This is a genomic window from Streptomyces sp. NPDC047028, assembly GCF_040644095.1.
Lineage (GTDB): Bacteria > Actinomycetota > Actinomycetes > Streptomycetales > Streptomycetaceae > Streptomyces.
The window spans coordinates 40,073-60,728 of sequence record NZ_JBEYVS010000031.1 but is presented as its reverse complement, the minus strand read 5'-3'; the positions used below and the strand labels follow the sequence as shown (position 1 = coordinate 60,728).

At 72.4% G+C, this 20,656-nt stretch carries 21 protein-coding genes and 1 pseudogene; 3 read left to right on the top strand and 19 right to left on the bottom strand.

Annotation, left to right across the window (positions count from 1 at the left end; genetic code table 11):
• Nucleotides 1–148 precede the first annotated feature (148 nt).
• From ABZ854_RS25765 to ABZ854_RS25715, 11 genes are all read right to left on the bottom strand, one after another.
• Nucleotides 149–346 carry a hypothetical protein gene (locus tag ABZ854_RS25765; protein ID WP_361214858.1) on the bottom strand — a complete coding sequence of 66 codons (198 nt, stop codon included), beginning with the start codon at nucleotides 344–346 and terminating at the stop codon, nucleotides 149–151.
• Between the two features lie 242 nt (nucleotides 347–588).
• A complete protein-coding gene (locus tag ABZ854_RS25760; RefSeq protein ID WP_361214856.1) occupies nucleotides 589–1,119 on the bottom strand; it encodes a hypothetical protein in 531 nt (176 codons plus the stop codon).
• Between the two features lie 45 nt (nucleotides 1,120–1,164).
• Nucleotides 1,165–1,740 carry a GNAT family protein gene (locus ABZ854_RS25755; RefSeq protein ID WP_361214855.1) on the bottom strand — a complete coding sequence of 192 codons (576 nt, stop codon included), beginning with the start codon at nucleotides 1,738–1,740 and terminating at the stop codon, nucleotides 1,165–1,167.
• Nucleotides 1,718–3,949 carry an MMPL family transporter gene (locus ABZ854_RS25750; RefSeq protein WP_361214853.1) on the bottom strand — a complete coding sequence of 744 codons (2,232 nt, stop codon included), beginning with the start codon at nucleotides 3,947–3,949 and terminating at the stop codon, nucleotides 1,718–1,720. Before ABZ854_RS25750 ends, ABZ854_RS25755 begins: the two co-directional genes overlap by 23 nt.
• Before the next feature lie 222 nt (nucleotides 3,950–4,171).
• Nucleotides 4,172–4,555: a hypothetical protein gene (locus tag ABZ854_RS25745; RefSeq protein ID WP_361214851.1), complete on the bottom strand. Its 384-nt coding sequence runs from the start codon at nucleotides 4,553–4,555 to the stop codon at nucleotides 4,172–4,174.
• Between the two features lie 92 nt (nucleotides 4,556–4,647).
• Nucleotides 4,648–6,162, bottom strand: coding sequence for an Asp-tRNA(Asn)/Glu-tRNA(Gln) amidotransferase subunit GatB (gene gatB / locus ABZ854_RS25740; protein WP_361214849.1), 1,515 nt, complete (start codon nucleotides 6,160–6,162; stop codon nucleotides 4,648–4,650).
• A gap of 15 nt (nucleotides 6,163–6,177) precedes the next feature.
• The gene (locus ABZ854_RS25735) at nucleotides 6,178–6,420 is read right to left on the bottom strand and encodes a hypothetical protein (RefSeq protein WP_129306408.1); all 243 of its coding nucleotides are present in this window, start codon (nucleotides 6,418–6,420) and stop codon (nucleotides 6,178–6,180) included.
• Nucleotides 6,417–7,916: an Asp-tRNA(Asn)/Glu-tRNA(Gln) amidotransferase subunit GatA gene (gatA, locus tag ABZ854_RS25730; RefSeq protein WP_361214847.1), complete on the bottom strand. Its 1,500-nt coding sequence runs from the start codon at nucleotides 7,914–7,916 to the stop codon at nucleotides 6,417–6,419. Before gatA ends, ABZ854_RS25735 begins: the two co-directional genes overlap by 4 nt.
• A 6-nt stretch (nucleotides 7,917–7,922) precedes the next feature.
• Complete coding sequence (gene gatC / locus ABZ854_RS25725; protein ID WP_030231941.1) at nucleotides 7,923–8,219, bottom strand: Asp-tRNA(Asn)/Glu-tRNA(Gln) amidotransferase subunit GatC; 297 nt, start codon at nucleotides 8,217–8,219, stop codon at nucleotides 7,923–7,925.
• A gap of 121 nt (nucleotides 8,220–8,340) precedes the next feature.
• Nucleotides 8,341–8,835: a cupin domain-containing protein gene (locus ABZ854_RS25720; protein WP_361214845.1), complete on the bottom strand. Its 495-nt coding sequence runs from the start codon at nucleotides 8,833–8,835 to the stop codon at nucleotides 8,341–8,343.
• A gap of 34 nt (nucleotides 8,836–8,869) precedes the next feature.
• Nucleotides 8,870–9,265, bottom strand: a complete 396-nt coding sequence (locus ABZ854_RS25715; RefSeq protein WP_361214843.1) for a DUF4267 domain-containing protein — start codon at nucleotides 9,263–9,265, stop codon at nucleotides 8,870–8,872.
• On the opposite strand from ABZ854_RS25715, the pseudogene ABZ854_RS25710 reads away from it, so the two are divergent.
• A pseudogene (locus ABZ854_RS25710) lies at nucleotides 9,234–9,353 on the top strand (TetR family transcriptional regulator); the annotation flags it as partial. The gene ABZ854_RS25715 and the pseudogene ABZ854_RS25710 overlap by 32 nt on opposite strands.
• A gap of 144 nt (nucleotides 9,354–9,497) precedes the next feature.
• Here ABZ854_RS25710 and ABZ854_RS25705 read toward each other — a convergent pair.
• The 5 genes from ABZ854_RS25705 to ABZ854_RS25685 all read right to left on the bottom strand — a co-directional run bounded on the left by ABZ854_RS25705 (nucleotide 9,498) and on the right by ABZ854_RS25685 (nucleotide 16,543).
• Nucleotides 9,498–11,771 carry a bifunctional diguanylate cyclase/phosphodiesterase gene (locus ABZ854_RS25705; RefSeq protein WP_361214841.1) on the bottom strand — a complete coding sequence of 758 codons (2,274 nt, stop codon included), beginning with the start codon at nucleotides 11,769–11,771 and terminating at the stop codon, nucleotides 9,498–9,500.
• A gap of 260 nt (nucleotides 11,772–12,031) precedes the next feature.
• Nucleotides 12,032–14,227, bottom strand: a complete 2,196-nt coding sequence (gene ligA / locus ABZ854_RS25700; RefSeq protein ID WP_361214839.1) for an NAD-dependent DNA ligase LigA — start codon at nucleotides 14,225–14,227, stop codon at nucleotides 12,032–12,034.
• Between the two features lie 15 nt (nucleotides 14,228–14,242).
• Nucleotides 14,243–15,250, bottom strand: a complete 1,008-nt coding sequence (locus tag ABZ854_RS25695) for a methionine synthase (protein ID WP_361214837.1) — start codon at nucleotides 15,248–15,250, stop codon at nucleotides 14,243–14,245.
• Between the two features lie 47 nt (nucleotides 15,251–15,297).
• Nucleotides 15,298–15,996, bottom strand: coding sequence for an SDR family oxidoreductase (locus ABZ854_RS25690; RefSeq protein ID WP_361214835.1), 699 nt, complete (start codon nucleotides 15,994–15,996; stop codon nucleotides 15,298–15,300).
• 7 nt (nucleotides 15,997–16,003) lie between these two features.
• On the bottom strand, nucleotides 16,004–16,543 hold the full coding sequence (locus ABZ854_RS25685; protein WP_361214833.1) for a TIGR00730 family Rossman fold protein: 540 nt from the start codon (nucleotides 16,541–16,543) through the stop codon (nucleotides 16,004–16,006).
• 62 nt (nucleotides 16,544–16,605) lie between these two features.
• On the opposite strand from ABZ854_RS25685, the gene ABZ854_RS25680 reads away from it, so the two are divergent.
• On the top strand, nucleotides 16,606–16,929 hold the full coding sequence (locus tag ABZ854_RS25680; protein ID WP_361214831.1) for a DUF427 domain-containing protein: 324 nt from the start codon (nucleotides 16,606–16,608) through the stop codon (nucleotides 16,927–16,929).
• A 37-nt stretch (nucleotides 16,930–16,966) separates the two neighbouring features.
• Nucleotides 16,967–17,749, top strand: coding sequence for an alpha/beta hydrolase (locus ABZ854_RS25675; RefSeq protein WP_361214829.1), 783 nt, complete (start codon nucleotides 16,967–16,969; stop codon nucleotides 17,747–17,749).
• A gap of 58 nt (nucleotides 17,750–17,807) precedes the next feature.
• Here the strand turns inward: ABZ854_RS25675 and mnmA are convergent, their stop codons facing one another.
• The 3 genes from mnmA to ABZ854_RS25660 form a co-directional block, all read right to left on the bottom strand.
• A complete protein-coding gene (mnmA, locus tag ABZ854_RS25670) occupies nucleotides 17,808–18,929 on the bottom strand; it encodes a tRNA 2-thiouridine(34) synthase MnmA (RefSeq protein ID WP_361214827.1) in 1,122 nt (373 codons plus the stop codon).
• Between the two features lie 41 nt (nucleotides 18,930–18,970).
• Complete coding sequence (locus ABZ854_RS25665) at nucleotides 18,971–20,146, bottom strand: cysteine desulfurase family protein (protein WP_361214825.1); 1,176 nt, start codon at nucleotides 20,144–20,146, stop codon at nucleotides 18,971–18,973.
• Between the two features lie 220 nt (nucleotides 20,147–20,366).
• Nucleotides 20,367–20,645: a DUF4190 domain-containing protein gene (locus ABZ854_RS25660; protein ID WP_129306419.1), complete on the bottom strand. Its 279-nt coding sequence runs from the start codon at nucleotides 20,643–20,645 to the stop codon at nucleotides 20,367–20,369.
• Nucleotides 20,646–20,656: the final 11 nt, after the last annotated feature.

Below are 20,656 nucleotides of genomic sequence, written 5' to 3'. Positions count from 1 at the left end.
CCGGCCGGTGTGGCAGCGGTTTTCCACAGGTCCGGTGCGATGGTCGTACGAACGGCCGGAAGGGTCGTACGACTCTCGGGGAGAGTCGTACGACCCCGGGACCTCGGGCGACCGACCCCCGTGCGGCCGCCCGTCGTCCGTCCGGCGCTCACGCGGTGCGCGGGAGCCGTAGCCGGCGTGGCCGGTCGGTATCGCCTTGGCTCTCGGCGTGCGTCCCGTCCCGGCCGGCCGCCTCGGCGCGGCGGGCGGCGCGCCGCGACCGTACGGCCTCGCGGGCCAGGCTTTCCTCCCGCGCCGCGCGGCGCAGCTCGGCGGAACGCATCTCGTGCAGTTCGAACTCGAACATGTCAGGTCCTTCGGAAGAGGTGGGCTTCGCTTTCCGCGTCCGCCCCGGCTTCGTTCGCCTCGGCTTCGCGATGCCTCCACCTTCGTCTCCCAGGGGGGCCGGCCACATCGGGAGAGTTCCGCATCTTCGGGCGGCCGGCCCGGCTCCGGGGACGGATAAGGGGCCTTAGGTGATCCGTAAGGCGCACACGGATCACCTAAGGCCCCTGGGACCTGCGGTTCCTCGGCCCGCCGACGCCAGGTTCAGCCCGTCGAGGGCAGGGCAAGGAGGGCGTCGGAGTACTTCAGGACGGCCAGGACCAGCCCGATGACGCCGAGCGAGACGCCGGCCCAGGCGACCGACTTGATCCAGGGGGCCTGCGGCCCGCCGGGGGCCCCGAACGCGGGGCGGGCGAGCACGACCACGCCGGTGAACAGGGCGGCCAGCGCGAACAGGCCGGCCCACAGCGCGGTGGTGTGCCAGGCGTCGCCGTACACCTCCTTGACCTGCGTGCCGACGCTCGCGTTCGACGCGGTCCGCAGTTGGCCGGCCAGGGTCTCCCGGGCGGCGGCGACCGTTCCGATCCAGCCACCGGTGAGCGAGACGAGTCCGAGCGCGGCGGAGACGACGGCACCCGCGCCCTGGCCGACCCCGGCGGGGCCCTTGGCGTCGGGGGTATGAGCCGCCTCGGCCCCGGCGGCCGCACCCACGTCCGTGCCCGCGCCCTCGACCTCGTCCCGCGCGGCCTCTTCCTCGGTCCCGGTCACTCCGGTGTCCTCTGTCTTCGTTGCCATGCCGCGCACGGTACGGACCCGGTCTGAGAGCTCCCTTAATGATCCCTAATGAGTGTTCCGCGTGGTACGCGCGCGTGCCGCACGCCACTCGCGCGCCAGCACCGACCAGATCTCGGTGTCGTGCCGGACACCGCCGTGGAGGTGGTTCTCACGGATCACGCCGTCCCGGGTCATGCCGAGGCGCCGGGCGACGTTGATGCTCGGCAGGTTCCCGGACGCGGCGTGCCACTCCACGCGGTGGATGCCGCGTTCCTCCACGGCCCAGTCGATGAGGACGCGCATGGCGCGGGTGATCAGGCCGCGGCCGGTCGCGGCGGGCTCCAGCCAGCAGCCGACCTCGCAGTTGCCGCGCTCGGCGTCGAAGTTCAGCGTCAGGACGCCGCCGACGAGCTTTCCGTCCAGCCAGATGCCGTGGTAGGAGGCGCTGTCCGCGGCCCGCAGACCGGCGTACCGCTGGAGCGTCTCCCGGGCGGAGGCCAGGTCCGTGGCCTGTGAGCCGAACGGGATGAACCGCCCGATGAACTCCCGGCCCCGGTCCAGGTGCGCCAGGAACTCCCCGGCGTGCCAGGGTTCCAGGGGCCGTAGCTCCGCGCCGTCGTCACCCAGGGATATCGCGTACATCGTGCCGCTGCTCCTCCCGCATGCTCGCCACCGTGACCTTGCCGAGCCTCTCATGGGCGGCACGGCACTCGGGCGGCTCGATGCTGATGTGCGGCAGGCGGCGCTCCATCCAGCGGGGCAGCCACCAGTTGGCGGAGCCGAGCAGGTGCATCAGGGCCGGCACAAGCAGGGTGCGCAGCACGAACGCGTCGAGGGCCACGGCGGAGGCCAGCGCGATGCCGAACATGGCGATCACCCGGTCGCCGCTGAGCACGAAGGCGAGGAAGACGGAGATCATGATGACCGCGGCGGAGTTGATCACGCGGCTGGTCTCGGCGAGGCCCACGCGCACGGCGCGCCGGTTGTCACCGGTCTCCAGCCACTCCTCGTACATCCGGCTGACCAGGAAGACCTGGTAGTCCATGGAGAGCCCGAAGAGCACCGAGACCATGATCACGGGCAGGAACGGCTCGATCGGGCCGGCGCGGCCGAGGCCGAGGAGTTCGCTGCCCCAGCCCCACTGGAACACGGCGACGACGATGCCGAAGGCGGCGGCGACGGCGGCGATGTTCATCACGGCGGCCTTCAGCGGGATGCCGAGCGACCGGAAGGCGATCAGCAGCAGCACGCAGCCGAGGCCGATGACCACGCCGACGAAGAGCGGCAGCTTGCCGACGATCACGCCCGCGAAGTCGTCGTAGCTCGCGGTGACCCCTCCGACGTGCACGTCCAGGGAGGTGCCCAGCTGGGCGCGCGGGAGGACCTCGGTGCGCAGTCGGTCGACGAGGTCGCTGGTCTGCCGGGACTGCGGGGCGGAGTCCGGGACGACGACGAGGTAGGCGGTGTCGCCGCCGGTGTCGTAGGCGACGGGGCTGACCGAGGAGACGCCCCGGGTGTCGCGCAGGGTGGTGTCCAGGTTGTCGAGGGCGAGCTTGTCACCCGCGCCGTCTACGCGCGTCACCAGTGTCAGCGGACCGTTCACTCCCGGACCGAACCCCTGTGCGAGGAGGTCGTAGGCCTGGCGGGTGGTGGACGTCTTCGGGTCGTTGCCCTGGTCGGAGGTGCCCAGATGGAGGGAGAAGGTCGGCAGGGCCAGCACCGCGATGACCGCGACGGCGAGGGAGCCGAGCAGTTTGGGGTGGCGCTCGACGAACGCCGACCAGCGGGCGGCGAGACCGGTGGGCAGTTCCGGCTGCGGGCCGTGCTCGGCGAACCGGCGCCGCTCGCGGCGGCTGAGGGCGCGCGGGCCGATCCACGACAGCAGCGCGGGCAGCAGGGTCACGGCGGCGGCGACGGTGAGGACGACCGTCAGACAGGCGGCGACCGCGACGCCGTTGAGGAAGCTCAGGCGCAGTATGAGCATCCCGAGCAGGGCGATGCACACGGTCGCACCCGCGAAGACGACGGCGCGTCCGGTGGTGGCGACGGCGTTCGTCGCGGCCTCGGTGACGCTCAGGCCGCGTTTCAGCCCGCGCCGGTGTCTGGTCACTATGAACAGCGCGTAGTCGATGCCCACGCCGAGCCCGATCAGCATGCCGAGCATGGGCGCGAAGTCGGCGACCGTCATGGCGTGCCCGAGCAGGCCGATCCCGGCGTAGGCGGTGCCGACGCCGACCAGCGCGGTGGCGATGGGCAGCAGGGACGCGGCGAGCGAGCCGAACGCGAGGAACAGCACGAGGGCGGCGACCGCGACGCCGACCACCTCGGCGGTGTGCCCGCGGGGGGACTCGGTGGATCCGACGGCGGTGCCGCCGAGTTCCACCCGCAGCCCGTCGCCCTCGGCGGCCTTGGCGGTGCGCACGACGGCCTCGGCCTCGGACGTGGGGATGTCCTCTGCCTGCTGGGTGAAGGTGACGGTGGCGTACGCCGTGTGGCTGTCGGGGCTGATCCGGTGGGCGCCCTGGCTGCCGTACGGCCCGGACACGGTGGCCACGCCGGGCAGTTCGGCGATGGTGTCCAGGGCGCGGGTCATGGTCTGCTCGACGTCGGCCGCGCGGACGGTGCCCGAGTCGGTGTGCCAGACGATGGTGTCGCCGTCCCCGCCGAGGTCGGGGAAGCCCTGCATGAGCAGCTGGTTCGCCCGGCCGGACTCGGTGCCGGGGACGCCGTAGTCGTTCGAGTACGCCGAACCTGCCAGCGTGGCGGCCGCGGTGACGCCACCGAAGGCGACGAGCCACAGCAGAACCGTCATCAGACGATGCCGGACACACCAACGCGCAAGGGCTGCCACCGGACGTGCTCCCAGAAGGCCGATTTGTGGATCTTTGACCGGGAACAGTCACCCATAAACTGAACAACCCGCAAAGAACGCATGAGCAAGCAGACACACTCTTGCAGGCGAAAGTGATCGTTTGCCGTATTCGTGGGCTTATTCACAAGAGTGCGAGGGACGTCACAGGACAGTTCCCCGAACTCTGTCGCCCCGGGGCTCACTTGCGGCGTGTCCGGCGCCTCAGTCGAACTGGTCGCCGAGCGCCATGATCATGGTCCCGGCGATCAGCAGCCACAGCGCCCTGCGGGTACGGCCCCTGGCGCCGAGGACCGCGGCGCACGCGCAGACGGCGGCTCCGAGGGCGTAGGCGGCCGGTACGAGGGCGCGGTCGGAGCCGGTGGCCCGCAGCAGCGCGGCGGCCAGTCCGGCGAGGCAGAGCAGGCCTCCGGCGCCGGCGGCGGTCCACCGGGCCCGGCGGGCGTCGGCGATCTCGCCGGCGGCCTCTTCCTCGTGGTCGGCGTTGGGCTCTGCGGCCGGGTCGTCGGCGGGGTCGTGCGCCTCGGCCGGATCCTCCGACCGCTCGGCTATGGCGGGTTCGGGGCCGGAACGGGTACGTCCACTCATGGCGCGCGAGCGTAGCGGGTCGGATGCCGGACGGAACGCCGAGGGGGGATGTGCCGGGCTCGGCACATCCCCCCTGTGGGTCGTTCGCGGGCTCAGCCCTCGGAGACGCCCAGCTTCTCCAGGATGAGTTCCTTCACGCGGGCCGCGTCGGCCTGGCCGCGGGTCGCCTTCATGACCGCGCCGACCAGGGCGCCGGCGGCGGCGACCTTGCCGCCGCGGATCTTGTCGGCGATGCCCGGGTTGCCGGCGATGGCCTCCTCGACGGCGGTGGTGAGCGCACCCTCGTCGGAGACGACCTTCAGGCCGCGCTTGTCGACGACCTCGTCCGGGGTGCCCTCGCCCGCGAGGACGCCCTCGATGACCTGACGGGCCAGCTTGTCGTTCAGGTCACCCTTCACGACCAGCTCGGTGACCCGGGCGACCTGGGCCGGGGTGATCCCCAGCTCGTCCAGGGCCTTGCCCGACTCGTTGGCGCTGCGTGCCAGTTCGCCCATCCACCACTTGCGGGCGGAGGCCGCGTCGGCACCGGCGTCGATCGTGGCGACGATCGGGTCCAGCGCGCCGGCGTTCAGGATCGCCTGCATGTCGGTGGCGGAGATGCCCCACTCGGCGAGCAGCCGGGTACGGCGGGCCAGCGGCGGTTCCGGCAGGGCCGCGCGGATCTCCTCGACCCACGCGCGGGACGGCGCCACCGGGACGAGGTCGGGCTCCGGGAAGTACCGGTAGTCCTCGGCCTCCTCCTTCACGCGGCCCGAGGTCGTCGACCCGGTGTCCTCGTGGAAGTGGCGGGTCTCCTGGATGATCGTGCCGCCGGAGGACAGCACGGCCGCGTGCCGCTGGATCTCGAAGCGGGCCGCCCGCTCCACCGATCGCAGCGAGTTGACGTTCTTCGTCTCGGAGCGGGTGCCGAACTTCTCGGTGCCGTTCGGGCGCAGCGACAGGTTGACGTCGCAGCGCATCTGGCCCATCTCCATGCGGGCCTCGGACACGCCGAGGGCGCGGATGACCTCGCGCAGCTCACGGACGTACGCCTTGGCGACCTCGGGGGCGCGCTCGCCGGCGCCCTCGATCGGCTTGGTGACGATCTCGATGAGCGGGATGCCGGCGCGGTTGTAGTCCAGCAGGGAGTGGGACGCGCCGTGGATACGGCCCGTGGCGCCGCCGACGTGCGTCGACTTGCCGGTGTCCTCCTCCATGTGGGCGCGCTCGATCTGGACGCGGAAGGTCTCGCCGTCCTCCAGCTGTACGTCGAGGTAGCCGTCGAAGGCGATCGGCTCGTCGTACTGGGAGGTCTGGAAGTTCTTCGGCATGTCCGGATAGAAGTAGTTCTTCCGGGCGAAGCGGCACCACTCGGCGATCTCGCAGTTCAGCGCGAGACCGATCTTGATCGCCGACTCGACGCCGGTCGCGTTGACGACCGGGAGCGCGCCGGGCATGCCGAGGCAGACGGGGCAGGTCTGGGTGTTCGGGTCGGCGCCGAGCGCGGTCGAACAGCCGCAGAACATCTTCGTGCGGGTGCCGAGTTCGACATGGACCTCGAGGCCCATGACGGGGTCGTACGACGCCAGCGCGTCCTCGTACGACACCAGGTCGGTCGTGGTGGTCACGGTGAAACTTCCCTCTCAGCCCAGCAGGACGTCGTCGTCGCCCAGCCGCTTCAGCTCGCGGTAGAGGATGGCGAGGCCGGTGACGATGGCGGCGGCGGACACGGCCGCGTCGATCAGGCGCAGCGTGTCACTCTCGGTGCGGGCCAGCTTGGCCTGCTTGGCGACGCTGACCGCACCGAACGCGGTGGTGGCCATGGACAGGTAGAGGCCGGACTTGGACTTCTTGAAGCCCTTGGCCTTCGACAGTGTCTTGCTCACAGCGACGGTGCCTCCTCCAGCAGCGGGTGGCCCCACTTTTCCACGAAGGCGGCCTCGACGGCGGCGCCCACCCGGTAGAGCCGGTCGTCCTTGAGGGCCGGGGCGATGATCTGCAGGCCGACCGGGAGGTTGTCCTCCGGGGCGAGGCCGCAGGGCAGGGACATGGCCGCGTTGCCCGCCAGGTTGGTCGGGATGGTGCACAGGTCGGCGAGGTACATCGCCATCGGGTCGTCGGCGCGCTCGCCGATCGGGAAGGCGGTGGTCGGCGTGGTCGGCGAGACGATCACGTCGACCTGCTCGAACGCCTTCTCGAAGTCGCGCGTGATGAGCGTGCGGACCTTCTGCGCGGAGCCGTAGTAGGCGTCGTAGTAGCCGCTGGAGAGGGCGTACGTGCCGAGCATGATGCGCCGCTTGACCTCGGGGCCGAAGCCGGCCTCGCGGGTGAGGGAGGTGACCTCCTCGGCGGAGTGCGAGCCGTCGTCGCCGGTCCGCAGGCCGTAGCGCAGGCCGTCGAAGCGGGCGAGGTTGGAGGAGCACTCGGAGGGCGCGATCAGGTAGTACGCCGACAGGGCGAGGTCGAAGGACGGGCAGTCCAGCTCGACGATCTCGGCGCCCAGTTCCTTCAGCAGCTCGACGGACTCGTCGAAGCGCTGGATGACGCCGGCCTGGTAGCCCTCGCCGCGGAACTGCTTGACGACGCCGACGCGCATGCCCTGGACGCTGCCGTTGCGGGCGGCCTCGACGACCGGCGGGACCGGGGCGTCGATGGAGGTGGAGTCCATCGGGTCGTGTCCGGCGATCACCTCGTGGAGGAGAGCCGCGTCCAGGACCGTACGGGCGCAGGGGCCGCCCTGGTCCAGGGAGGAGGAGAAGGCGACCATGCCGTACCGGGAGACCGCGCCGTACGTCGGCTTCACGCCGACCGTGCCGGTGACGGAGGCCGGCTGGCGGATGGAGCCGCCGGTGTCGGTGCCGATGGCCAGCGGCGCCTGGTAGGCGGCGAGCGCGGCGGAGGAGCCGCCGCCGGAGCCGCCGGGGATGCGGGTGAGGTCCCAGGGGTTGCCGGTCGGCCCGTAGGCGCTGTTCTCCGTCGAGGACCCCATGGCGAACTCGTCCATGTTGGTCTTGCCGAGGATGACGACGTCGGCGGCCTTCAGCCGCTTGGTGAGCGTCGCGTCGTACGGCGGGATCCAGCCTTCGAGGATCTTCGAGCCGACGGTCGTGGGCACGCCCTCGGTGGTGAAGATGTCCTTCAGCGCGAGGGGGACGCCGGCCAGCGGGCCGAGCTTCTCGCCGCGCGCCCGCTTCTCGTCCACGGCGCGGGCCTGGGCGAGGGCGCCCTCACGGTCGACGTGCAGGAAGGCGTGCACCTTCTCGTCGACGGCCTCGATCCGGGCGAGGTGGGCTTCGGTGACCTCTACGGCCGTCAGCTCGCCGGAGGCGATCTTCTCGGCGATCTGGGCCGCCGTGAGCTTGATGATGTTGCTGTCCGTCATGGCGGTTCAGTCCTCCCCCAGGATCTGCGGCACCTTGAAACGCTGCTGCTCCTGGGCCGGGGCGCCGGAGAGCGCCTGCTCGGGGGTGAGCGAGGGTCGGACCTCGTCCGGCCGCATGACGTTGGTCAGCGGGAGCGGGTGCGAGGTCGGCGGTACGTCTTGGTCGGCGACCTCGCTGACGCGGGCGACCGCGCCGATGATGTCGTCCAGCTGTCCCGCGAAGTGTTCGAGCTCTTCGGGCTTCAGCTCCAGACGCGCCAGCCGGGCGAGGTGGGCGACCTCCTCGCGCGTGATGCCAGGCATGCAGCGATCCTCTGGGGTGAGTGTGTGGTGTGCGACTGACCCCAATCCTATGGGGCGGGGCCCGGTGACCGTGAAACGGTTCGCCGGTGCCCCGCCGTCCGGGTCCGCCCCGGGGCCGCCCTCAGCCGCGGCGGGTGTCCCAGGCCTCGCTCTTCAGGAAGTGGTTGTCGTAACGCTCCTGGACCTCCAGCAGGCTCTCCGGGGTGAGCTCGCCGAGGCGGATCCGCTGGAGGTGCCGGAAGTACTCGAAACGCTCCACGCCCGGGGCGATGACGATCAGGAGGTCGGCCGTGGCGCCGGGGGCGGCGGCGAAGGCGTGCGGCCGGTCCGGCGGGACGATGATCAGGTCGCCGCGCTCGGCGGTGACGACGTCGTCACCTGAGAGGACCTCGGCCGCGCCGTCGAGCAGGTAGAACATCTCGGCGGAGTTGTGGTGCACGTGCGGGCGGGCACCGTCGGCACCCTCCGCGAGGGTGACGCGGACGGTGGACAGCGCGCCTCCGCTCGCGCTGCTGTCGGCGAGCAGCTTGACGCCTGTGGGATCTCCGCCGAGCACCTCGGCGTCGGCGTCACGAACAATCACGGTCTCATCGAACTTCGGTACGAAGAGCGACACGGTTCTCCCCCTCTGGGTGATCGGCCTGTGGCGATCAGACGGCGAACAGCAGTCCGGCACTGATCAGTACGACGATCGCGGTGGCCAAATGGATCCCGAACGCGGTGTCCTTCGGGCCGCCGTTACGCAGAACTATCAGCGTGTCGACGAGCGGGACGAGCGCCACGCAGACCATGAACCAGGCCTCGGCCCGCGCCTCGGCGAAGGCCAGCAGCGCCAGGCCCGTCAGGCCGTAGGCGCCGTCCCGCAGCCCCTTGACGGACAGATAGGCGCCGGCGTCACCGCGGGGATCGGCGGGGACGCCGTAGCCGGCCGCGGCGGGGCCGGGCCGGAACCAGAACCGGTAGCCGAGGAACACGCAGAACAAGTCGAGCCGGCCGGCGAGCGTGTACGCGGTGACAGTCTGGGCCGGCCTGCACGGCCTGGTCATCCTGATGCGCAGCGGCCGCCTGCCGGAACGCGCCCACGAAGCCCGGCTGGCCCTGCTGATCGGCCATTTCACGGCGGGGACGACCTGAGCCGAGCGCCGCGGCAGCCGCCGACGGCGCAGGGCCCCGCACACGAGCCGCGGCCGCGGACGGCGCTCAGCCCCCACGGCAAAGGCCCGCCACCCGGCCGGGCCGCACAGGCGGGCGGGTCGGGAAAGTACTCCGGCCGCAGAGCTACTCGGCGGCCGGGAGCGCGGCACGTGGTCGCTGCCAGCCCCGGGAGCCGCGGGCGAGGAGCCATGCCGTGGTCTCGTCGGCCGGCATCGCCGCGGCGACCAGCCAGCCCTGTACGGCGTCGCAGCCGAGGTCGCGCAGCCGCTCCCACGTCTCGTCGTCCTCGACGCCCTCCGCGACGACGAGGAGGCCGAGCGAATGGGCGAGGTCGACGGTGCAGCGCACGATCTCCGCGTCCTCGGTGTCCACGGCCAGCCGGGCCACGAAGGAGCGGTCGATCTTCAGTTCGCTGACGGGCAGCCGCCGCAGGTGCACCAGGGAGGAGTAGCCGGTGCCGAAGTCGTCCAGGGACATCTTCACGCCGTGCCCGGTCAGCGCCGCGAGGGTGTCCGCGGCCCGCTGCGGGTCCTCCAGCAGGACGTGCTCGGTGATCTCCAGCTGGAGCGCGCCCGCCGGGACGCCGTGCCGGGCCAGCCGGGCGGCGACGGACCCGGCGAAGCCGGGGGTGTGGACGTCCCGCGGGGAGACGTTGACCGCCACCGGCACCCGCAGCCCCTGGGCGCGCCAGCGGGCGACCTGGGCGAGCGCGGTCTCCAGCACGTACTCGGTGAGGTGGGGCATCAGCCCGGAGGACTCGGCGATCGCGATGAACTCGTCCGGCGGGACCTTGCCGCGCTCGGGGTGCACCCAGCGGACCAGGGCCTCCAGTCCGGCGACCTGGCCGTCGAAGCGGACCTTCGGCTGGTAGTGCAGCTGCACCTCGCGCGCGTCCAGGGCCCGGCGCAGATCGCCGAGCAGGCCCAGCCGGTCGGGGGTGTTGGAGTCCCGCTTGGACTCGTAGACCTCCACGCCGGTACGGCCCTTCTTCGCCTGGTACATCGCGACGTCCGCGCGGCGCAGCAGGCCCTCGGCGTCGAGCGCGTGGTCGGGGAAGACGGCGACGCCCGCGCTGGCCTCCAGGACGAGGGTGAGTCCGTCGAGGTCGAGCGGTGAGCTGAGCGCGGCGACGATGCCGCGGGCGACGCGGGTGGCGGAGGTGGTGGAGTCGGCGACGGGCAGTAAGACGGCGAACTCGTCACCGCCGAGCCGGGCGGCCTCCGCTCCTCGCGGCAGGGCGAGCCGGAGCCGGTCGGCGATCTGGAGCAGCAGCCGGTCACCGGCGAGGTGACCGAGTGTGTCGTTGACCGACCGGAACCGGTCGAGGTCGATCAGCATGAGGGCGGCGCGGGCGTCGATGCGTTCGGCGTCGTCGAGGGCGGTCCAGATGCGTTCCTGGAGCCACTGCCGGTTGGGCAGTCCGGTCAGCGGGTCGCGCAGTTGCTCCTCGGCGCGGGCCCGGGCCATCCACAGGGTGGAGTCGAGGGCGATCAGCGGGATCGCGAACAGCGGCAGCAGGACGGGCCTGGCGATGGCGACCACGCAGACGAGGGGCGCGATGCCGAGCAGGGCGGCGGCGATCAGGCCCTGCCGGACCAGGGCGGTGCGGGCCACGGTGGGCAGTCCGCCGCCGGGCGGGGCCTGGAGGTACCACAGCAGGCCGCGGCTGACGGCGAGGTAGGCGAGGGCGACGAGGACGAACTCGGGGGCCGTGGCGAGGGTCCAGGTGTGCGGGTGCCAGGGCTTCTCGACGGTCGGCACGCGGCCGAAGGCGCCGAGGACCAGGGCGCCGGCGCCAATGCCGAGGATGTCCACGGCGCCGTGCAGGACCCCCTGCCGCCAGCGGTGCCGCCGGGCGATGCCGACCAGGACGACGACGGTGAGGCTGACCAGTCCGGCGGCGACCCAGCCGTAGAGGAGCAGGACGGCGAGGGTGAGGGCGGCGCCGGAGCCGGTGCCGCCCCACCAGCGGGCGCGGCCGAGCAGCACGAGGTGGCCGACGATGATGCCGGTGAGCAGGGCCAGCGACCAGCCGGCGGTGCCGCACGGGAAGAGGGCGTGGTCGCCTGCGACGGCCCGGTAGAAGCCGGCGCCGAGGGCGCACGCGGCGCCGGCCACGACCGCCGCGGGGAGCGCGGGCCGGGGCAGCCGGCGCTGCGGCCCGGTGCCGGGGCCGGTCAGGGGGGGCGGCGGTTCGATGGCGAGAGGGGCCGGGGAATGCGCTTTCGGCGCCTGGACGGGTATGGACGGGTTCCCGTCCGTGCCGGACGTGCCCGACGTCCCGGAGGTGCCGGTGCGCGTGCTCGCGCGTGCCGTCCGTCGGCTTCCCCGCCACGCGCCGACGCGGCGGCGCGGGGGCAGCGAGGAGTCCGGGGCGGCGCTCTCGGTCGGTTCCATTCCCGTCCCTCTCACAGCCGGCGGTGCCCACGCCACGCGGCCCGATGCCCGACAACCATCAGCGGATCCGCGTTGGAAAACCCTTCCCCGGGCCCTCGGCGGGCACGGGGAATGCCCCGACCGCAGCTGGGCACGGCAGGCGCACCCGACAACAGTAGGCCGCGGAACGCTGCCAGGGGCAGCGGTCGTCGACGGTTGCCCGAATGCGCCCGGGCCACCCGTATGCAACTGATATGCACCGATCGGGTGGCCTTCAACCGCTACTCCTCGGTCGGAAGCGCGACCTCGGCCGCCGCCTCGGGTCCCTGCTCCAACAGGACGGTGAAACCGGCCTCGTTCAGAACGGGAACCTTCAGCTGCATCGCCTTGTCGTACTTCGATCCAGGACTGTCACCAACCACCACAAACGAGGTCTTTTTCGAAACCGAACCGGTCACCTTCGCGCCCCCGTTCTGCAGCGCCTCCTTGGCGCCGTCCCGCGTGAAGTTCTCCAGGGTGCCGGTGACGACGACGGTAAGCCCTTCCAGCGGGCGCGGGCCCTCGTCCTCGCCGGACGACTGGTCCTCCAGCGGCACCCCGGCGCCCTTCCACTTGCGCACGATCTCGCGGTGCCAGTCCTCGGCGAACCACTCCTTCAGCGCGGCGGCGATGATGGACCCCACGCCGTCGGTGGCCGCCAGCTCCTCTTCGGTCGCCTGCTCGATGCGCTCGAGGGAGCGGAACTCACGGGCGAGGGCCTGTGCGGCGACCGGGCCGACGTGCCGGATGGACAGGCCGTTGAGGAACCGGGCCAGCGGGCGCTGCTTGGCCGCCTCGATGTTCTCCAGCAGGGCCAGGGTGTTCTTCTTCGGCTCGCCCTTCTGGTTGGCGAACACCGTGACGACCTTCTCCTCGCCCGTCTTCGGGTCCCGCTTGGGCAGGCCGCTGTCGGGGTCGAGGACGTAGGCCTTGATGGGGAGCAGCTTCTCCACCGTCAGGTCGAACAGGTCGCCCTCGTCCACCAGCGGCGGGTCGGCCGGTTCCAGCGGGCGGGTGAGCGCGGCGGCGGCCACCCCGCCGAAGTGCTCGATGTCCAGGCACTCCCGGCCCGCCAGGTAGGACACCCGCTCGCGCAACTGGGCCGGGCAGGTACGGGCGTTGGGGCAGCGGAGGTCGATGTCGCCCTCCTTCATGGGCCGCAGCGCTGTACCGCACTCGGGGCACTCGCCCGGCATCACGAACTCCCGCTCGCTGCCGTCCCGCAGGTCGACGACCGCGCCGAGGATCTCCGGGATGACGTCACCGGCCTTGCGGATGACGACCGTGTCCCCGATGAGGACACCCTTGGCCTTCACGACCTCCTGGTTGTGCAGGGTGGCGAACTCGACCTCGCTGCCGGCCACGGTGACCGGCTCCACCTGCGCGTACGGCGTGACCCGCCCGGTGCGGCCGACGCCCACCTTGATGTCGATGAGCTTGGTGTTGACCTCCTCCGGCGCGTACTTGTAGGCGATGGCCCAGCGGGGTGCGCGCGCGGTGGAGCCGAGGCGGCCCTGGAGTCGGATCTCGTCGAGCTTGACGACCGCACCGTCGATCTCGTGCTCCACGGAGTGCCGGTTCTCGCCGTAGTACGCGATGAACTCCCGGATGCCGTCCAGTCCGTCGACCACCCGGTTGTGCGGGGAGGTGGGCAGGCCCCAGGTCTTCAGGAGGCCGTAGGCCTGGGAGAGGCGGGTCATGCCCGTGAAGCCCTCCAGCGCGCCGATTCCGTGGACGACCATGTGCAGCGGGCGGGTCGCGGTGACGCGCGGGTCCTTCTGGCGCAGCGAACCCGCGGCGGCGTTGCGCGGGTTGGCGAACGGTTTGTCACCGGCGGCGACGAGCCGCTCGTTCAGTTCGAGGAACTTCTCCATCGGGAAGTAGACCTCGCCGCGGATCTCCACCAGGTCGGGGACGTCCTCGCCCTGGAGGCCGTCGGGGATCTCCGCGATCGTGCGCACGTTCGGCGTGATGTCCTCGCCGGTGCGGCCGTCGCCTCGGGTCGCCGCGCGTGTGAGGCGGCCGCGCTCGTAGGTGAGGTTGACGGCGAGGCCGTCGACCTTCAGCTCGCACAGGAAGTGGTACTCCTGCTCGCCCAGCTCCTTGGCGATGCGGTCGACCCAGGCGGCCAGGTCGTCGTCGTTGAACGTGTTGTCCAGGGACAGCATCCGCTGGCGGTGCTCGACCGCCGTGAACTCCGTGGCGTACGACCCGGATACCTTCTGGGTGGGCGAGTCGGGGGTGCGCAGCTCGGGGTACTGCTCCTCCAGGGCCTCCAGGGACTTCAGGAGCTGGTCGAACTCGGCGTCGCTGACGACCGGGGCGTCCTTCACGTAGTACCGGAAGCGGTGCTCCTCGATCTGCTCAGCGAGCTGCGCGTGCTTCTCACGTGCCTCGGCGGGCACTGCCGTCTCCGCCTGCTGCTTGTCGCCGGCCACCGTGTGGTCCTCCCGTTACTCAGGGTTGTCCGCGAGGGATCTCGCCGCCTGGACGCAGTGGGCGAGCACCTGGCGCGCGTAGGCGGGAGAAGCCCCCGCCAGACCGCACGCCGGGGTCACCGTGACCGCCTCGGCGAGCAGCCCCGGTTGCAGGCCCAGCCTGCGCCACAGCGTCCTGACACCCATGACGCTACCGGCAGGGTCTGACAATGGGCCGTCCGTGCCCGCCGCGACACCGGCGAACAGGCGGGTCCCGGCTTCCACGGCCTCGCCGATCGTGTCGTCGTCACGTTCGGTGAGGAGGGAGAAGTCGAAGGAGACGGCGGCCGCTCCGGAGCGGCGCAGCAGCGCGAAGGGCACGTCGGGGGCACAGGAGTGGACGACGACGGGCCCGTCCCCGTGGGCCGCGATGACGTCCCGCAGGGTGGACTCGACGAGCTGGCGGTCCACGGCACGGTGGGTGCGGTAGCCGCTGGCCGTGCGGACCTGGCCGCGCAGGACGGCCGTCAGGGAGGGCTCGTCGAGCTGGAGGACGAGCCGGGCGCCGGGGACGCGGCGGGCGACCTCGGCGAGGTGCTGGCGCAGTCCGTCGGTGAGTGAGGCGGCGAGGTCGCGGCAGGCACCGGGGTCGGAGAGGGCGGCCTCGCCGTTCCTCAGCTCCAGGGCGGCGGCGAGGGTCCAGGGGCCGACCGCCTGCACCTTGAGGTCGCCCTCGTAGCCCTGGGTGAACTCCTCCAGGGCGTCGAGGTCCTCGCCGAGCCAGGAGCGGGCCCGCTTGGTGTCCCGGCCCGGCCGGTCGCCGATCCGCCAGCCGCTGGGCTCCACGCGCGCGTACAGCTCGACGAGCATCCCCGCCGTACGGCCGATCATGTCGGCGCCGGGCCCGCGCGCGGGCAACTCGGGGAGGTACGGGAAGTCCTCGAAGCTGCCGGCGACCGTCTTGGCCGCCTCCCGGGCGTCCCCGCCGGGCATGGACCCCACCCCGGTGGCCCCCGGGAACCTGAACACGCTGTTTTCGCTCACCCGGGAAGCCTACGGAACCACAGCCCCGCGGAACTCCCCCGGCCGGATCAACGGCCCGGCCGGACCGCAAGGTCGTTGACCTCCGCGTCGGCGGGGAGGTCGATGGCCATCAGGATGGTGGTGGCCACCGACTCGGGGTCGATCCACTTCTCCGGGTCGTAGTCCTTGCCCTCCTGCTGGTGGACCTTGGCCTGCATGGGGCTGGCGGTGCGGCCGGGGTAGACGGAGGTGACGCGGACGCCGGCCGCGTGCTCCTCCTGGCGCAGGGAGTCGGCGAGCGCCTTGAGGCCGTGCTTGGAGGCGGCGTACGCGGACCAGCCGGCGTGGGCGTTCAGACCGGAGCCGGAGTTGACGAAGACGACGTGGCCGCGCGTGGTCCGCAGCTGCGGCAGGAAGTGCCGGGTCAGCTCGGCCGGCGCGATCAGGTTGACGTTGAGCTGGTGGCGCCAGGACTTGGGGGTCAGGTCGCCGACGCCGCCGAGGTCGACCACGCCGGCGATGTGCAGCAGGGAGTCCACGCGGTCCGGGAGCGTCTGGTGGGAGAACGCCCAGGACAGCCGGTCGGGTTCGTCGAGGTCGCCGACGAGGGTGCGCGCGCCGGGGAACTCGGCGGCCAGTTCCTTCGCGCGGCCCGCGTCGCGCGCGTGGAGGACGAGTTCGTCCCCGCGCGCGTGCAGGCGGCGGGCGACGGCCGCGCCGATGCCGGATCCGGCCCCGGTGATCACATGAGTAGCCATGCCCGCCATGCTCGCATCACCGGGTACCGAGCGACTCCTCCAGGTAGGCGAGCGCGCCGACCGGCTCCTCGGCGAAGAACACCAGCTCGGCGAGGGGGCGTGGCAGGAAGCCCTCGTCCTCCATGCGCTGGAACTGCTCGCGCAGGCCGTCGTAGAAGCCGGCCGTGTTCAGCAGCACCACGGGCTTCTCGGTCCGCCTGTGCTTCTTCAGCTCCAGGATCTCGGTGGCCTCGTCGAGGGTGCCGGTGCCGCCCACCATGATGACCACCGCGTCGGCCTTCTCCAGCAACAGCTTCTTGCGTTCGGCGAGGTCGGCGGCGATGACCATCTCGTCGGTGCCCGGCCGGGCCCGCGACGCGAGGAAGTCGACGGAGACGCCCAGCAGCCTGCCGCCCGCCTCGTGCACCCCGTCGGCGACGACCTTCATCAGGCCGACGTCGGAGCCGCCCCACACCAGGGTGTGGCCGCCCTTGCCGATCAGTTCCGCGAACTCGCGCGCGGGGCGCGTGTAGCGCTCGTCGAGGTCGGCGGCGGAGAGGAAGACGCAGATGTTCATGGCGTCCACCGTACGCGGGCGGATCCGGGAAGAAACCGCCCGCCCGCGGGTGCTGTCCCGGTATGGCTGATGGACACACGATCACGATCGAGCAGGGCGAGCGGCACGTGCGCGTGGTGCGCGACGGGCAGGTGCTCGCGGAGACCGACCGCGCGCTGGAGCTGCGCGAGACGGGCTGTCCGGTGCGGTACTACATCCCCGCCGAGGACGTCCGTCTCGACCTCCTGGCCGCCTCAGACACCCACACCTTCTGCCCGTTCAAGGGCACGGCGTCCTACTGGTCGCTGCCGGACGCGCCCGACCTGGTGTGGGCGTACCCGGACCCGAAGCCGGACGTGGCCCGGATCAAGGATCACTACTGCTTCTACGACGTCGACGTGTCCTGACCGATGAGCCGGGCGCCATGCGGCAGTCTGCACCGGCATGGACAACATGACGACTTCCCGTGACGGCACCTCCCTCGCCTACGAGATGAGGGGCCGGGGGCCGACGGTGATCCTGGTGAGCGGCGCGATGTCCACCGGCGCCACCATGGCGCCGCTGGCCGAACGCCTCGCCGACCGCTGCACGGCCGTGGTGTACGACCGCCGGGGCCGCGGCGAGAGCGGCGACACGACGCCGTACGAGGTGGCCCGCGAGGTCGAGGACCTGGCCGCGCTGGTCGAGGCGGTGGGCGGCGAGGCAGCCCTGTTCGGGGTCTCCTCGGGCGGCGCGCTGGTCCTGCACGCGGCGGCGAGCGGGCTTCCGGTGCGCCGGGCGGCGGTGTACGAGGTGCCGTTCGCCGACACTCTGGCGGGCGGCGCCGAACAGCAGGCGGCGTACACCGAGAACCTGGACCGGGCGCTCGCGGACGGCCGGCGCGGGGACGCGGTGGAGCTGTTCCTGCGGCTGACCGGCCTCGGCGAGCAGATGATCCAGGGGGCCCGGCAGTCCCCGATGTGGGCGGGCATGGAGGCCGTCGCGCCGAGCCTGGCGTACGACAACGCCGTCATGGGCGACGGCCTGCTCCCCCGCGACCTGCTGGCCGCGATCCCCGTGCCCGTGCTGGCGGTGGCCGGCGGGGCGAGCCCGGAGTGGATGCGCACGGCGGGCCGCGCCGTCGCGGAGACGGTTCCGCAGGGCACGTACCGCGTCCTGGAGGGCCAGACCCACATGGTGGAGCCGGGGGTGCTGGGGCCGGTGCTGGCGGACTTCGTCATCGGGTGAGCGGGCCCGGTGCCGGCGGGACCTCGTCACCGGGTGAGCGGCCGAGCGGCCGCTCGGGTCACAGCGTCGCCGTCGCGCGCGTGGTCGTCGTGATGGTCGCCGAGCCGACGACTCGGGTGCCGTCGTAGAGGACGATCGCCTGGCCGGGGGCGACACCGCGGACCGGCTCGGTGAACGTGACCTCCAGGCGGCCGTCGACCAGTTCGGCCGTCGCCTCGGTCTCGCCGCCGTGGGCGCGCAGCTGGGCGGTGTAGGTGCCGGGGCCGGCCGGGGCGGCGCCGCACCAGCGGGGCTTGATCGCGGTGAGGGCCGTGACGTCCAGGGCGGCGGCCGGGCCGACGGTCACGGTGTTGGTGACCGGGGAGATGTCGAGGACGTAGCGGGGCTTGCCGTCGGGGGCGGGGGTGCCGATGCGCAGGCCCTTGCGCTGGCCGATGGTGTAGCCGTACGCCCCCTCGTGCGTGCCGAGCCGGTTGCCGGCCTCGTCGACGATGTCGCCCTCCGCCTTGCCGAGCCGGCCGGCGAGGAAGCCCTGGGTGTCGCCGTCGGCGATGAAGCAGATGTCGTGCGAGTCGGGCTTCTTGGCGACGGCGAGGCCCCGGCGCTCGGCCTCGGCGCGGATCTCGTCCTTGGTCGTGACGGTGTCGCCGAGGGGGAACAGCGCGTGCGCGAGCTGCCGGTCGTCCAGCACGCCGAGGACGTACGACTGGTCCTTGGCCATGTCGGAGGCGCGGTGCAGCTCGCGGGTGCCGTCCTCGCGGACGATCACCTGGGCGTAGTGGCCGGTGCAGACGGCGTCGAAGCCGAGGGCGAGGGCCTTGTCGAGCAGCGCGGCGAACTTGATCTTCTCGTTGCAGCGCAGGCACGGGTTGGGGGTGCGCCCCGCCTCGTACTCGGCGATGAAGTCCTCGACGACGTCCTCGCGGAAGCGGTCGGCGAGGTCCCAGACGTAGAAGGGAATGCCGATGACGTCGGCGGCGCGGCGCGCGTCGCGGGAGTCCTCGATGGTGCAGCAGCCCCGCGCACCGGTGCGGAAGGACTGCGGGTTCGCGGAGAGCGCGAGGTGGACGCCGGTCACGTCGTGCCCGGCGTCCACGGCACGCGCGGCGGCGACGGCGGAGTCGACACCGCCGGACATGGCGGCGAGGACGCGGAGGGGGCGCTGCGGGGTCTCAGTCATAACCCATTCAGGGTACGGGGCCGCGGGACCGGGAGTGCCGCTCAGCTCAGGCCCGCTGCGCGGGCCCGTTCCACCGCCGGTCCGATCGCCTTGGCCACGGCCTCGACGTCGGCCTCGGTGGAGGTGTGGCCGAGGGAGAAGCGCAGGGTGCCGCGGGCCAGGTCGGGGGCGGTGCCGGTGGCGAGGAGGACGTGGCTGGGCTGGGCGACGCCAGCGGTGCAGGCGGAGCCGGTGGAGCACTCGATGCCCTGGGCGTCCAGCAGGAGCAGCAGGGAGTCGCCCTCGCAGCCGGGGAAGGTGAAGTGGGCGTTGGCGGGGAGCCGGCCGCCGGAAGCGGGGTCGCCGCCGAGGATCGCGTCCGGGACGGCCGTCAGGACGGCGTCGACGAGCTGGTCGCGCAGGGCGCCGATCTCGCGGGCGAACCGCTCCTGCTGTTCGGCGGCGAGCCGGCCGGCCACCGCGAAGGAGGCGACGGCGGGCACGTCGAGGGTGCCGGAACGGACGTGGCGCTCCTGCCCGCCGCCGTGCAGGACGGGTACGGGGGTGTACTCGCGGCCGAGGACGAGGGCGCCGATGCCGTACGGGCCGCCGATCTTGTGGCCGGAGACGGTCATGGCGGCGAGTTTGGAGGCGCCGAAGTCGACGGGGACCTGGCCGAGGGCCTGGACGGCGTCGGCGTGCAGCGGGACGCCGAACTCGGCGGCCACGTCGGCGAGTTCACGGACCGGCATGATCGTGCCGATCTCGTTGTTGGCCCACATCACGGTGGCCAGGGCGACGTCGTCGGGGTTACGGGCGATGGCCTCGCGCAGCGCGTCGGGGTGCACCCGGCCGTGGGCGTCGACGGGGAGGTACTCCACGGTGGCGCCCTCGTGTTCGCCGAGCCAGTGCACGGCGTCGAGGACGGCGTGGTGCTCGACGGGGCTGGCGAGGACGCGGGTGCGGGTGCCTGCGGGGGCGGTGTCGCGGCGGGACCAGTACAGGCCCTTGACGGCGAGGTTGTCGGCCTCGGTGCCGCCCGAGGTGAGGACGACCTCGCTGGGGCGGGCGCCGATCGCTTCCGCGAGGGTTTCGCGGGACTCCTCGACCGTACGGCGGGCCTGGCGGCCGGAGGCGTGCAGGGAGGACGCGTTGCCGGTGATGCTCAGGTGCGCGGTCAGTGCCTCTGCCGCCTCCGGGAGCATCGGGGTGGTCGCGGCGTGGTCGAGGTAAGCCATGGTGAGGCGATTCTACGGCTCCCCTGCGGTTGGCTTGGGCCGGTGCGCCCTTGGTTGGCCGCCGCCGGGGTTGGTGGCGTGGCGCCCGGCGCTGCAGGCCGTGCCCACCCTCCCCCACTCTCGGCTCCGCTCGAGCGGGGGTGACCCCCATCGCCCTGCGGAACGCCTGCCCACGGCACTAGCGGGTGCTGCCCACGGCGGGAGGCGGAGGCCGGTGGGGCTACAGGCTCCAGGAGATTGTGTTCGTCAGTTCCATGGAGAGGGCCAGGGCTGCGAGGTCGGCAATGCCGAGCGTGAGGCCGAGGTAGGCGCGGCCTCGGCGGGTGGTGCCTCGCCAGAGGGAGACGGCGGCCAGGACGATGGCGACCGGGCCGAGGAAGATGTTGAGGACGAGCAGGCCGAGAAGGCCGAGGATGAAGGACGCGACGGCCATGCCGTCGGCGTCGCGGGTCCGGGGCGCGGTGTCGGTGCGCGGGACGGCCGGTGCGGTGAGTCGCATGGTGCTCAGCT